A 13002-nucleotide genomic window follows, 5' to 3' on the forward strand; every position below is an offset into this window, starting at 1 on the left:
TCATTGCAGCGCATCAGAAAGTGAAAAGCCGCGCGAATTGCCTAAACAATTTACGCGGCTTTTTGCATGAAGCTTCATATGTTCGTCAGGCGCGCCATACCGGGTGCGCGCCCTGCCCGCTCAGATGCCGAGGTCCTTCCAGATGGCATCGACACGTTTCTTCACGTCGTCGCTCATCACGATGGGCGTACCCCATTCACGGCTGGTTTCGCCGGGCCACTTGTTGGTGGCATCGATGCCCATCTTGCTGCCCAGCCCGCTGATGGGCGAGGCGAAGTCGAGATAATCGATGGGCGTGTTGTCCACCATGACGGTGTCACGCACCGGATCCACACGCGTGGTGATGGCCCAGATCACTTCCTTCCAGTCGCGGATATCGACATCCTCATCCACCACCACGATGAACTTGGTGTACATGAACTGGCGCAGGAAACTCCACACCCCGAACATCACCCGCTTGGCATGGCCGGCGTAAGATTTCTTCATCTGCACCACCGCCATGCGATAGCTGCATCCCTCTGGAGGCAAGTAGAAATCGGTGATTTCGGCAAACTGCTTCTGCAGCAAGGGGACGAAAACTTCATTCAACGCCACACCCAGCACGGCCGGCTCATCGGGCGGTTTGCCGGTGTAGGTGGAGTGATAGATGGCATCGCGCCGCATGGTGATGCGGTCGATGGTGAAGACCGGGAACCAGTCCTGTTCATTGTAGTAACCGGTGTGATCGCCATACGGCCCTTCGAGCGCATGCTCGAATCCGGAGGCGTGTTTTTCATCCGGATAGATATGCCCTTCCAGCACGATCTCGGCCGAGGCCGGCACGCGCAAGTCGCTGCCCATGGCCTTGACCAGTTCGGTACGGCTGCCGCGCAGAAGACCCGCGAACTGGTATTCGGAGAGACTGTCGGGCACTGGCGTGACCGCACCTAATATAGTGGCGGGATCGGCACCCAGGGCCACCGCGATCGGATAGGGCTTGCCGGGATTGGCAATGCAGTGCTCGCGGAAATCCAGAGCGCCGCCGCGATGGGCCAGCCAGCGCATGATGACCTTGTTCGGACCCAGCACCTGCTGGCGATAGATGCCCAAGTTCTGGCGTTTCTTGTTCGGCCCCTTGGTGACGACCAGGCCCCAGGTAATCAGGGGCGCAATGTCGCCCGGCCAGCAGTGCTGGATCGGCAGGCGCGACAGGTCCACGTCCCGGCCCTCCCACACCACATCCTGGCAGGGTGCCGAGCTGCGCTCCTTGGGTGCCATGTCCCACAGCGACTTCACCAGCCCGCCCAGGTCCAGCACATCCTTGATGCCCTTGGGCGGCTCCGGCTCCTTCAGACGCGCCAGCAAATGACCGATGCGGCGCAGTTCACTGATGCTGTCGGCCCCCATGCCGAGTGCCACGCGATGGGGGGTACCGAAAAGATTCGCTAAAACCGGGATATTTTTTTTGTCGACCTGCTCAAAAAGAAGCGCCGGACCTTCCGCCCGGAGGGTACGGTCGGCGATTTCGGTCATCTCCAGATGTGACGACACGGGGTGTGAAACACGCTTGAGCTCACCTTTTTGTTGCAACTGGGAAATAAAATCCCGCAAATCAGTGTATTTCATACTTTTTAACAAATTTCTTTTTGCATCACAGCCGGCTCAAGTAACCCCGGCAAACGCTTGATTCTATTGAATTTTGACGAAAGGCCACATGCAATATGATACACAAAAGTTATAAAGAACCAATTTCATAGTATTGACTCGATATAAAGTGGCTTCTACAATGCGCCCACTCTAAACCGAAGAGGTGAGCCGTGGGCTCGTAGAGGCTTGATCGAAAACAGTCAAGCCTAGCAAGGTATCCAGGGAACCGGGGTCCCAGCAACTCAAGAAGTGTGTCCAGGGCGTCAGCCCTACCCCCCGAAACATGCCATCCGACGGCAGGGCCAGCAGGCCTCGCGGATGGCCTTGCCGTAACGCCTTGCGACGGTAACGCAATAGATTGCAGCGACGACAGTTCAGCCGTTTGGTCTTCACTTCTTGGCCAGGCGCGCCCTGTTTTTGCCGCAATAACGCAGGAGGTTCAATGTCCAACCAAGCTTCCGAGGCGCCTTTAGCGGGCGCCCCGCAGATGGTTCGCCGCGTGGATTTCCGGAATTTCTCCGGGAATGTACGCATTGCTCAATTTTTCGGCATCGCTCATCGTCTGCTGACGATACTCGGCATTGCCGCGTTGTTTGTTCTGGGTCTGATGTTCTTCAATCCCGACCTGGCCGACAAGCTGATCAGCATGTCGCCCTTCTCGGACGCCACTGAAGAAGTCCAGGAAGCGGAGGCACCGGCCACGCCGGCGCTGGCCGACCTGATGGCCCCGACCGCGCCGATGGCCACCGTCAGTGCACTGGCAGGTGCGGCTGCGGCCAGTTCGGTGCGGCACGCCAACGCACCGATCCAGGCCCTGTCGCCGGAAGAACGCCAGTTGCTGGGCAATCCGCGCCAGCAGAAACTGGTGACCAACTGGCTGGCCAAGCGCTATCGTGTGGCCAGCGATGCAGCTGACATGCTGGTCTCGGCGGCTTACCTGACCGCGCGCGACATCAAGCTCGATCCGCTGCTGATCCTGTCGGTGATCGCCATCGAGTCGCGCTTCAATCCCTTCGCCGAAAGCCCCATGGGTGCGCAGGGCCTGATGCAGGTGATGGCCAAGGTACACCACGACAAGTTCCAGGAGCTGGGCGGCATCAAGGCAGCCTTGAATCCGGTCGCCAACATCCGCGTCGGTTCGCAGATCCTGAAGGAATATGTGACCCGTGGCGGCTCGGTGGAAGCCGGCCTGAAGAGCTACGTGGGTGCGGCCGACATGGCCAATGATGGCGGTTACGGTCTCAAGGTGCTCTCCGAGTACCAGAACCTGAAGCAAGTGGCGATGGGCAAGAACGTGTCGATCTACACCACCGCGACCATCAAGCTGCCGCCGGCCTCCTCGGGTGTCTCGGCCAGTGCCGCACAGCCCAAGGCTCCTGCCAACAACGTGGCCTCGGCATCCAAGCCCAAGACCGAAGAACAACTCGCCGCCCTGTAATATTGCTGGATACAGGTTGGTGTGTTGCGATGTGAATATTACCGGTATTCAGCACGCACGAAAAAGGAGCCCTCGGGCTCCTTTTTTTTTGCCTGTCCACTGGCAGGCAAGGCTGGCAGGCAAGGCTGCAGCCCTGCCCTGCTTCAGGCTGCCTGGCGACGCCGCTCGAAGAATACGCGCAGACGCGCCACGGCCTCCTGCAGGTTTTCCAGCGAGGTCGCATAGGACAGTCGGATGAAACGTCGCGCCGTAGAGGGGCCGAAGTCCAGCCCTGGCACCAGCACCACGCCGGCCTCATTGAGCATGTCCAGGCTGAGCTGGTCGGCATCATCGGACAGCGCGCTGCAATCGGCATAGACATAGAAGGCGCCGTCGGGCACCACCGGCACCTTGAAGCCCAGGCTTTCCAGGGCCGGCACGATGTAGTCGCGGCGACGCTTGAACTCGGCCTTGCGTTCTTCATACAGCGCAATGGTCTCGGGCGTGAAGCAGGCCACGGCCGCATGCTGGGCAATCGAGGACGCACAGATCAAGAGGTTCTGCGCCAGCTTCTCGACCTGCGGCACCAGGGCCGGCGGCAACACCAGCCAGCCCAGGCGCCAGCCGGTCATGTTGAAGTACTTCGAGAAGCTGTTGATGACCACCACGTCCTCGCCCAGCGACAGCGCCGAGAACGGCGCGCCTTCATAAGACAAGCCCTGGTAGATCTCATCGACGATGGTGAAGCCGCCACGCTGGCGCACTTCGCCCAGGATGGCCCGCAACTCGTCGGGGGCGATCGAGGTGCCCGTCGGATTGGAGGGGGAGGCCAGCAACACGCCGCGGGTCTGCTCGCTCCAGTGCTCGCGCACCATCTGCGCCGACAGCTGGAAGCGATGCTCGGGACCGCTGGCGATGAGCCTGGCGCGTCCCTCGAAGGCCGCCACGAAATGACGGTTGCAGGGATAGCTGGGGTCGGGCATGAGCACTTCGGTATCGCGCTCGACCAGCGCCGCGCAGGCTAGCAGCAAGGCGGCGGAGGCACCGGCGGTAATGACGATGCGCTCCGGCGCGATCTCCAGGCCGTAGACGCTGCGGTAGTGCTCCGAGATGGCAGCCCGCAAGGCCGGCAAGCCGGTGGCCGAGGTGTACTGCATCTTCCCTTCGGCCATCGCGCGGGTGGCGGCCTCGACCACGGCGGGTGGTGCGGTGAAATCAGGTTCGCCGATGCCCATGTGGATCAGGTGACGGCCCTGCTGGGCCAGGATATCGGCCTTCTTGGACAATTCCATCACATGGAAGGGAGCGATGTGCTGCAAACGTGAAGCAAGTTGGTTCAGGTTCATGCGCTAATTCCAGACAACATGGGCAAAAAAGACAAGACGGCGCCCAAGCCAACGGCGCCGTCCAAACACGAGCAAATCAGCCGACGACAGCAGATCAGCGGCGACCGGCTGCTTCCACTTCGGTGCTGCGCGCCTGGGCGGCGAAACGGTCCAGTACGCCATTGACATACTTGTGACCGTCGATGCCGCCAAAGGACTTGGTCAGTTCGACCGCTTCATTGATGACCACCTTGTAGGGGATCTCGATGTGGTTCTGCAACTCGTAGGCACCGATGAGCAGGGCGGCGTGCTCCACAGGCGAGAGTTCCTTGATGGGTCGATCGATCAGCGGCGAGAGGCCTGCACGCAGCTTGTCGGCATCACGGATGGCCCCGGTGAGCAGGGTGTCGAAATGTTCGGCGTCGGCCTTGTCGAAACCGTGGGCTTCGCGGATGTGGGCTTCGATGGCGCCCGCGTCCTCGTGATTGAGCAGCCACTGGTACAAGCCCTGCAACGCGAACTCGCGCGCGCGGTGACGCGGGGTGCGGTTCTTGTTCGAATTGGCGTGTGGAGTTTTGTTCGACATGATGAATGCGGCCGGAGCCTTGGATAACTGAAACAAAGGAATGCGAGTGCCGGCACAGGCCGGCGGAACGGCAGCGGGATATGCACCCCGCCGCTGCCTGTGAATTATTCTTCTTCGGTCGCCTGGCCGAGTTCTTCCAGCACGATGGACAGGTTGGCCATTTCCACGGCCACGCGCGCGGCATCGGCGCCCTTCTCGGCCATGCGGACTTCGGCTTGCTCGTCGTTTTCGGTGGTCAGCACGGCATTGGCGATGGGCAGACCGAAGTCCAGGCCGATGCGGGTGATGCCGGCGCCGGATTCGTTGGAGACCAGTTCGAAGTGATAGGTCTCGCCACGGATGACCGCGCCCAGGGCGATCAAGGCATCGAACTGTTCCGTCTCGGCCATCTTCTGCAATGCCAGGGGAATTTCCAGGGCGCCCGGCACGGTCACGTGCAGGATGTCTTCATCGGCCACGCCCAAGTGCTTCAGTTCGGCCAGGCAGGACGCCAGCAGGCCGTGGCAGACGTCTTCGTTGAAGCGTGCCTGGACGATGCCGATGCGCAAGCTTTCGCCATTGAGGTCTGGTTCATAGGTTCCGATGGTCATGGCTGTTCCTTCTTGATAGGTTGACTTGCGTAATTCTTGATACGTCGGGCGGCAGGCTCACGCGCCTTCGCGTGCCTGATAACCGGTCACTTCCAGCTGGAAGCCGGCCATCGAGGGCATCTTGCGCGGGCTGGCCAGGAGCTTCATCTTGCACACGCCGATATCCTTGAGGATCTGGGCGCCGATACCGTAGGTGCGCAGGTCCATGCGGTCGGCGCGGCCGGGCTTGGCGGCCTCGGGCGTACCGACCTTGTTGAGTGCACCGAACTGGTCGAACATCTGCTGGGCCGACTCTTCGCAGTTGAGCAGCACGATCACGCCGGACTCGGCTTCCTGCACGGCCTTCATGGCCGCCGCCAGGTTCCAGGAATGGGTGGTCACGCCGGCTTCGAGCAGGTCCAGGATGGAGACCGGCTGGTGCACGCGCACCAGGGTTTCACGACCCGGCTCGATGTCGCCGCGCACCAGCGCCAGGTGCGCGCCGCCCGAGGGGGTGTCTCGGTAGGCGATGGCCTTGAACGTCCCGTGCGCGGTCTGCATCTCGCGCTCGGCCACGCGTTCGATGATGCTTTCGTTGCGGCTGCGGTAATGGATCAGGTCGGCGATGGTACCGATCTTCAGATTGTGCTTCTCGGCGAACTCCAGCAGGTCCGGCAGGCGCGCCATGGTGCCGTCTTCCTTCAGGATCTCGCAGATCACGGAAGCGGGGGTAAGCCCGGCCATGGCCGTCAGGTCGCAACCGGCTTCGGTGTGACCGGCGCGCATGAGCACCCCGCCCTTTTGCGCGCGCAGCGGGAAGATGTGGCCCGGCTGCACCAGGTCCGACGGCTTGGCGCCCTTGGAGGCGGCCACCTGGATGGTCCGGGCGCGGTCGGCGGCAGAAATCCCCGTGGTCACGCCTTCGGCGGCTTCGATGGAGACGGTGAAATTGGTACCGTAGGCGGTACCGTTGCGGCTGGCCATGAGCGGCAGGTCAAGCTGGTCCACGTGTTCTTCGGTCAGCGTCAGGCAGACCAGGCCACGCGCATGCGTGACCATGAAATTGATGGCTTCGGGCGTGACGAAGTCGGTGGCCAGCACCAGATCACCTTCGTTTTCGCGGTCTTCTTCGTCGACCAGGATCACCATGCGCCCGGCACGGAGTTCGGCAACGATTTCTTCGGTTGTAGCAAGTGGCATGTTCGCGCTCTTTTCCCAATTGGAACCCGCTATTTTAAAGGATTGCGGGCCTGCTCCGCTGGCCAATTACGCCATTGACCCGATTTGCGCAGCCTGGGCCGCCTGGGTGCGTTGCAAGGCTTCCAACAACAGGGCCGGATCGCCCAGCGCCAGGCGCTTAGAATCCGACAAGGTCTGGCGGAAGGCGCGTGCGCCGGGCATGCCGGTCAACAGGCCCAGCATGTGGCGGGTGATGCTGTTCAAGCGCAGGCCGCGCCCATTGTCGCCGTGCAATTCCAGCTGGCGCTTGATGTAGGGCAACATGGCCGCGATCACCTCGGCCCGGCTGGGCTGGCGACCACCGGGCAACTCGCCGTAGTAGCGGGCATCGAAGCTGGCCATCAGATAGGGGTTGTGATACGCCTCGCGACCCAGCATGACGCCATCGACGTGCCTGAGATGCTCATCGATCTCGGGCAAGGTCTTGATGCCGCCGTTGATGAGAATTTCCAGGTCGGGGAAATCCTGCTTCAGTTGATAGGCGTAGTGATACTTCAGGGGCGGGATCTCGCGGTTTTCCTTGGGGCTCAGCCCCTTGAGGATGGCGTTGCGGGCGTGGACGATGAAGGTCTTGCAACCCGCCTCGGCGATCTGACCGACAAAATCGCGCACGAAATCATAGGACTGCACGTCATCGATGCCGATGCGGTGCTTCACGGTCACATCGATGGACACCGCATCGCGCATGGCCTTGACGCAATCGGCCACCAGCGCGGGCTCGCCCATCAGACAGGCACCGAAAGCGCCCTTCTGAACGCGCTCGGAGGGGCAGCCGCAGTTCAGGTTGATCTCGTCATAGCCCCACTGCTCGCCCAGCCTGGCGCTGTGCGCCAGGTCGGCCGGCTCGCTGCCGCCCAGTTGCAGGGCCACGGGGTGTTCCTGCTCGTCGAAATCCAGGTGACGCGGCACGTCGCCATGCAGCAGCGCACCGGTGGTGACCATCTCGGTGTAAAGCCAGGTGTGGCGCGTGATCTGGCGGTGGAAGACGCGGCAGTGGCGGTCGGTCCAGTCCATCATGGGAGCGACCGAAAGTGTTCGAGGCGGTAAACTCGGGCTATTTCCAGCATTGACGCGGCTTTCCGCCGCCTTATTGGCCACTTCAGACTTCACGATATTTCACGAAAATAAATGGTTTATCATTCGCCATTGGACAAAAATTGGACAAAAAACAGATGGCGACATTCCAGAAAATTGGCAAGCGTTGGCGTGCGAGGATTCGGAGGAAGGGATTTCCCGCGCAGAGCGAGATGTTCGACACAAAGGCGCAGGCACAAGATTGGGCTTCGCGGCAGGAAGCCGACATGCGGGCGCTCAAATTTCAGGACGTCCGTATCATAGCAGACAAGACACTCGGCTCCGCTATTGACCGCTATGTAGAGGAGCAGACCCAGGTTAAACCGTTGGGCAAAAACAAAAAGGCAGTGTTGGCAACCTTGAAACGTTACCTTGGCAAGCTGACCATGCCCGAGCTGACAGGGGAAGCACTGATCGATTACGTAAAGGAACGAAAGGGTGCCGGTGCAGGCGGCGTGACGATTGCCATTGACCTAACATATCTAAGCAGCGTCCTCAAGGCAGCAAAGAACATTTGGCGCTGGCCGGTCAATCTGGAAGCAATCGCCCAAGCGCGGGCCTATATGGATCACATCGGCCTGTCGACCAGGTCAAAAGAGCGCACCAGGCGGCCAACGAAGATAGAGCTGGGCAACATCAGTACTTGGTTTGCGGTTAAGGTCCGACAAAAGGTACCCATGTCCGATCTTATTGCATTTGCAGTCGACACCGCCATGCGCTTGAGCGAGATCATCAACCTTAGATGGGTCGACCTGAACGAACAGGATCGGACCATAATAATCAGAAATCGAAAGCACCCTCGCGCAAAGATTGGGAACGACCAAGAGGTGCCACTCCTAGGCGATGCTTTCGCGATCATCAAGCGACAACCAAAGATGGACAAGGAAGAACGGATTTTCCCCGTCACGGAGGGAACGGTAAGCAGCCTCTTTCCACGTGCTTGCAAATCACTTGGGATCGAAGATTTAAGGTTTCACGACTTGAGGCATGAGGGAGTATCACGCCTCTTCGAGCAGGGTTACAGCATTGAGCAGGTCGCTCTGGTATCTGGGCACAGGGATTGGAAAATGCTCGCGAGATATACGCAGATCCGAGCTAAAGATCTACATCGTAGCCAACCCTTGGGATGATGATGACGACAGAGCGAATCGTAATTGCCCTCAGCAACGCCGCCTCCCCTTCCTTCGCATGGTGTGCGCTCCAACGGATTATGAGTTGGATTAACCCATTGATTTAGTTGAATATTGGCTCGCCCTCGCTCGTCACGTTTCGCCAAGAACCCACTATTTTTGTCACGATAGTTCATTTAGCTAAGGTCTAACAGTTACCTGGCAAAGCTTTATGAACTTCTTTTCTCGCGAAGCCCTTACCTTATGCAAGCGCTTTTACATCTGCATATAGCGCTCGTAAATGAGAAGAACCCATGTCAAGAATTGGTTCGTACATGAATGAGTTCAAGTGAATATTTTCAGGAGTCATCAAATTGACTTGCTCTAGCTTTTCCATTTCGTCAGAGGTTCCCAACGCGGCTCTTTTGTACTCTTTGAGAAGTTCGATAGTTTGGTTCTGAGTAATTGCGTCGACAAATCTTTGATTGTTAATTCGTTTAATCATATGCCTTTCGGCGACTAAGCGAATTGCTATCGATATCACGATCTTTTTTTCCAACTCAATATGATCGTCCTGTCCTACAGCTATCAAGTCCGCTTCAGCCATTAAAAGATCGATCACAAGCCTGGTTGGTGGAGTAAGCGCCAAATTCGCTTTATCAGTCAGTACTCTCTTGTAGATCTCACATAAATCACCGAGTGTAATTTGGTCAGTGTTCGGCTTTATATGCAGCAACGACGTCAGCGTCAAATAGTCAGTACTATGCCCACAATATTCGGCGAGATTACGCACAAATGGAATAGCAGAAATACAGTAGGAAGAGTCGCTCAAATTATTCCGCCAGAACATGAACGGATTGTTCTGATAGTGCTCCTGCTTCAAGGTCAACTTTCGTCCAATTTTTGAGGCCATGAGTTTGCATTCACGTCTCAAATTAAGACGACCACTAATACTGCGATAAAAATCGAAATTGTGAGAAAGAATGATGCAGTAGAAATTGCCGGAGCAAATGATGTCCTTGAGATATTCAATGATTGCGTATTTATTTTTGTAGTCAAAGGAATCGGCAATGTCGTCCACCAAGAGAATTGTTGGAGTCCCCTGTTTTTGCCTAGACTGAATTTCAAAAAGGATGTTGAGAATATATAGAGCGCGCTTTTCCCCTTGACTGAGAACCGTTAGAAGCGATTCACGAGCTACCTCCCCCTCTCGTTCACCGTCAGAAAACTTGAAAGCAATGGAGGGCTTTGTTCCTTTTAAAATTACATCTTCCTGATTCGCGACAGACATTTTGAAGGGCACAAAGAAACGTTTGTTAAAAGTAGCGACCACCCTTTCCCAATCGGTACGTTCCTCTTTAGCCTGCCTGACTGCAGCCTCTATAGTTACCTTTCCATCTTTGTACTGGATAAGAAATCGGTCATACAGATCTTTTTGATTTACTAGATAAGCAATCCAAAGATCTTTCTGTAGTTGCTTGAAATCTTTCAATCTTGGCAAGAGCTCTTGGTTATCAAACAAATAGTCTCTAAATTTTCTTAATTCTGTGTTTTGGATCTTCTTATCAAGAGCATCAAATCTTCCCATTAGCTCTTTATCTGTAAAAATCTTCTGACGCTCGTCTTCAATCTTCTGCGCCAACTCCGCCGCCGAACTGATTTCTTTTTTTCCATCCTTCGTCTGAAGATTTATGGTGTGCTTCGCAGCAAAAAAGCCATTGTCGGATAACTGCTTATTGACTGTACCTGCACTATAGTGATTGAACTGTTTGCTAAGCACGTCGGACCTGGAAACCAGGTCGTTGTAGCGCTGAATATATTCTTCCAGTTGATCTTTTATGGTGCCCGATTCAAGTAGTGCCAGAGTTTTTTCATTAAATAATTCGGCATACACAACGGAAGACAATCCATTAGGCTGAACACCCATGAGACTCTCCTCAAGAGACTCAAGCAATTCGGCTGTATTTTCCTTACCAAAAACTTTCAATAATTCTGCCTCTGGCGTGGCCGTCTTCCCCGTCAAGCCAGATAATTGTTTTAATTTTTTAAACAGATCGGATAGGCTTTCCGATATCGCTTTCAGGGCATTGTCATATTGCTGTTTTATCGTGGCATTTACCAACAACAGAGAAGTTCTCTCGGAAGAAAACTCTTGATTGTAGGGCTCGATTACGAAAATAGAATCACCAGCAACGCTCACTCCTGAGCCATCTTCGATTTTTCGGCTGGTCACTCGATCTGGAAAAATCACGTCAATTGATTCTGTTCCTTTGGCATGATCGCTAAATGTTTTAGACAACGACGTCTTCATAAAGCCATTGGGTGCATAGATGGCATATCCACGGCTGGCCGTGAAGTCGAAACAGTGAGTTAGATCGCTAATTCCATAGCAGTTTTTCAATTCCACTTTCAGCTTCATCTTTCCCCCTTAATTTTTTTTGAATCTATGCATCCAACGGAAAACTCGCTTTAAAAACACCCTTTCACTCGAAGTAGGTTTGCTAACGCAACAAGCCACTCTACAAGTGGCTTTTGACTAAAAGATTAATCACACTGCAAGGAATCATGCTGTGGTGTCGATCACACGTATTGAAGACTGATCTAGCTCAAGCCCTCGTCGATGCAGAAGGTCCCCCGCCCCCCTTTGCTCAGTTGTGTAAGCCTCGAGAAGACGATTCTTGATAAAACTCGGGGGCAACTCCCCAATAGCCGAGATATCCGAGCTTTGAGCGATCTGCACTAAGTTTCGTGTTACCTCCGCTTGCAGCTGGGCATTCTTCAACTTTTCGGCAGCCAATTGTTCTTTTTTTATTTCAACATCTAGAGCCTTGCTCTGCACTTCCAAGGCTTTGCTTTTTACCTCTAGCTGATGCAACTCTCCTGCTCGTTTTTCCTTGGCGTCGCTTAATAACGCACCTTGCACAGCTTGATAGATAGCGATCCCACTTTCTATAAGTGTTCCAAGCGGGCTATTTCTTACTACCTCCTTAACCTCTAACCCAGTTTTCTCCTTTTTGTTAACTAACGCCCTTCCCAGAACTCTATATTCGTCGTCCGCAATCCGTACGAAAACCAAAGGCCGTATCGTATGATCGAAGTAGTGGAAAAATTCCGTCAACAAGCGGGCAAGTCGTTTTGAATCACTCTTTTTTGATATTAGAAGCGCAAAGCGCTCTTCATCATTGAGCTCCTGAATAAGACCAATATCAGAAAATAATTTCTCTTTCCTTCTCTGATATTTCTCCAACACATCGACGATTTCTTGCTCTGTCACCGGGGTCTTTAACGTTTCCCCCGAATTGTTTCTATAACTCTTATCTGCTCTCTCTAGCGCTTGATCGATTAACAAGAGCTCGGCTTCTTCTAAATTGGACTCTTTTAGCTTTTCATAAACAAGCGAAACAGATTCCGTCGTCAGCGGCCGTACTTTTCTACTTTTCAGAAATGAGTTGACGTTAGAGAACGATCTATAAAGCAGGTGAAGCTCATAGCTTTCCTTAGTCGGAACCAGTGGATACGGCAAACCAATTGAGTAAAATTTTCTGGCCGCATCTCTACCTGCTAGAACATTCATTTCTGCGTATCTCTGATAGAGCGGGAGCGATTTATCGAAAACGAAAATATCGGTTGGTGATATTCCTTCTGCAAGAGCACTGGATATGGAATTAAGTAACTCAAACTTATAGTAGACAGTATTGAGCTTATTTAAGAAGCCAGCGATCTCCCACGGATACATGGGCTCATCTTTTTTTTGGACAAAGCGGACGAACACTCGCTTGTCAGTTCTTTTTCTATCGTAGTCGTCGAACATTTTTTATGTGTTTTCAATCTGCTCTTAGTTTGCAATCCAGCCGTTCTGACATTGGATCCCTACCGAGTAGAAAACTGGGAATCTTTATTATCAGTAACGCCTCCCTCAAAAGCGTATGTTGACGGCACACCTCAAAGCCTTATGCGACGCGGGACACTAGCTATGCATACAGTGCGCCAATTCGGGGTTTTGCGTTAGTTTGGGCAAAATATTCCCCAGCAAGAAAGCGGGGGATTGTCTCTCGAA

Annotated in this window: 10 protein-coding genes; 2 read left to right on the plus strand and 8 right to left on the minus strand. The window is 55.0% G+C overall.

Annotated elements, in window-relative coordinates; translation table 11 throughout:
• Positions 1-120 precede the first annotated feature (120 nt).
• Positions 121-1605 (minus strand): 4-hydroxy-3-polyprenylbenzoate decarboxylase, encoded by a 1485-nt coding sequence (ubiD, locus tag GWL_RS14155; protein ID WP_008331348.1) that lies wholly within the window; start codon positions 1603-1605, stop codon positions 121-123.
• A gap of 463 nt (positions 1606-2068) precedes the next feature.
• Between ubiD and GWL_RS14160 the strand changes: the two genes are divergently transcribed.
• Positions 2069-3064 (plus strand): lytic transglycosylase domain-containing protein, encoded by a 996-nt coding sequence (locus tag GWL_RS14160; protein WP_034350857.1) that lies wholly within the window; start codon positions 2069-2071, stop codon positions 3062-3064.
• A gap of 143 nt (positions 3065-3207) precedes the next feature.
• Here GWL_RS14160 and GWL_RS14165 read toward each other — a convergent pair whose 3' ends face one another.
• The 5 genes from GWL_RS14165 to dusA all read right to left on the minus strand — a co-directional run bounded on the left by GWL_RS14165 (position 3208) and on the right by dusA (position 7860).
• Positions 3208-4389, minus strand: a complete 1182-nt coding sequence (locus GWL_RS14165; protein WP_008331352.1) for a pyridoxal phosphate-dependent aminotransferase — start codon at positions 4387-4389, stop codon at positions 3208-3210.
• Positions 4390-4483: 94 nt separating this feature from the next.
• Positions 4484-4954, minus strand: a complete 471-nt coding sequence (gene nusB / locus GWL_RS14170) for a transcription antitermination factor NusB (RefSeq protein WP_008331354.1) — start codon at positions 4952-4954, stop codon at positions 4484-4486.
• A gap of 104 nt (positions 4955-5058) precedes the next feature.
• Positions 5059-5544: a 6,7-dimethyl-8-ribityllumazine synthase gene (gene ribH, locus GWL_RS14175; protein ID WP_008331356.1), complete on the minus strand. Its 486-nt coding sequence runs from the start codon at positions 5542-5544 to the stop codon at positions 5059-5061.
• Between the two features lie 57 nt (positions 5545-5601).
• A complete protein-coding gene (gene ribBA / locus GWL_RS14180) occupies positions 5602-6723 on the minus strand; it encodes a bifunctional 3,4-dihydroxy-2-butanone-4-phosphate synthase/GTP cyclohydrolase II (RefSeq protein ID WP_008331358.1) in 1122 nt (373 codons plus the stop codon).
• Positions 6724-6789: 66 nt separating this feature from the next.
• Positions 6790-7860: a tRNA dihydrouridine(20/20a) synthase DusA gene (dusA, locus tag GWL_RS14185; protein WP_050978138.1), complete on the minus strand. Its 1071-nt coding sequence runs from the start codon at positions 7858-7860 to the stop codon at positions 6790-6792.
• 59 nt (positions 7861-7919) lie between these two features.
• Here dusA and GWL_RS14190 point away from each other — a divergent pair, with 59 nt between their 5' ends.
• Entirely contained in the window at positions 7920-8966 is a 1047-nt protein-coding gene (locus tag GWL_RS14190) for a site-specific integrase (RefSeq protein WP_237713576.1), read from the plus strand.
• Positions 8967-9207: 241 nt separating this feature from the next.
• On the opposite strand, the gene GWL_RS14195 is transcribed toward GWL_RS14190, so the two are convergent.
• Together GWL_RS14195 and GWL_RS14200 are read right to left on the minus strand one after the other, a co-directional pair.
• On the minus strand, positions 9208-11364 hold the full coding sequence (locus GWL_RS14195) for a hypothetical protein (protein WP_034350860.1): 2157 nt from the start codon (positions 11362-11364) through the stop codon (positions 9208-9210).
• 144 nt (positions 11365-11508) lie between these two features.
• Positions 11509-12756 carry a hypothetical protein gene (locus GWL_RS14200; protein ID WP_008331364.1) on the minus strand — a complete coding sequence of 416 codons (1248 nt, stop codon included), beginning with the start codon at positions 12754-12756 and terminating at the stop codon, positions 11509-11511.
• Positions 12757-13002: the final 246 nt, after the last annotated feature.

The organism is Herbaspirillum sp. GW103 (assembly GCF_000261365.1).
GTDB lineage: Bacteria > Pseudomonadota > Gammaproteobacteria > Burkholderiales > Burkholderiaceae_D > Herbaspirillum.

Coding starts and splice junctions, on each gene's coding strand:
- GWL_RS14195 (WP_034350860.1), bottom strand. CDS start 11,364: ATGAAGCTGAAAGTGGAATTGAAAAACTGCTATGGAATTAGCGATCTA.
- nusB (WP_008331354.1), bottom strand. CDS start 4,954: ATGTCGAACAAAACTCCACACGCCAATTCGAACAAGAACCGCACCCCG.
- ribBA (WP_008331358.1), bottom strand. CDS start 6,723: ATGCCACTTGCTACAACCGAAGAAATCGTTGCCGAACTCCGTGCCGGG.
- ribH (WP_008331356.1), bottom strand. CDS start 5,544: ATGACCATCGGAACCTATGAACCAGACCTCAATGGCGAAAGCTTGCGC.
- GWL_RS14165 (WP_008331352.1), bottom strand. CDS start 4,389: ATGAACCTGAACCAACTTGCTTCACGTTTGCAGCACATCGCTCCCTTC.
- GWL_RS14160 (WP_034350857.1), top strand. CDS start 2,069: ATGTCCAACCAAGCTTCCGAGGCGCCTTTAGCGGGCGCCCCGCAGATG.
- ubiD (WP_008331348.1), bottom strand. CDS start 1,605: ATGAAATACACTGATTTGCGGGATTTTATTTCCCAGTTGCAACAAAAA.
- GWL_RS14200 (WP_008331364.1), bottom strand. CDS start 12,756: ATGTTCGACGACTACGATAGAAAAAGAACTGACAAGCGAGTGTTCGTC.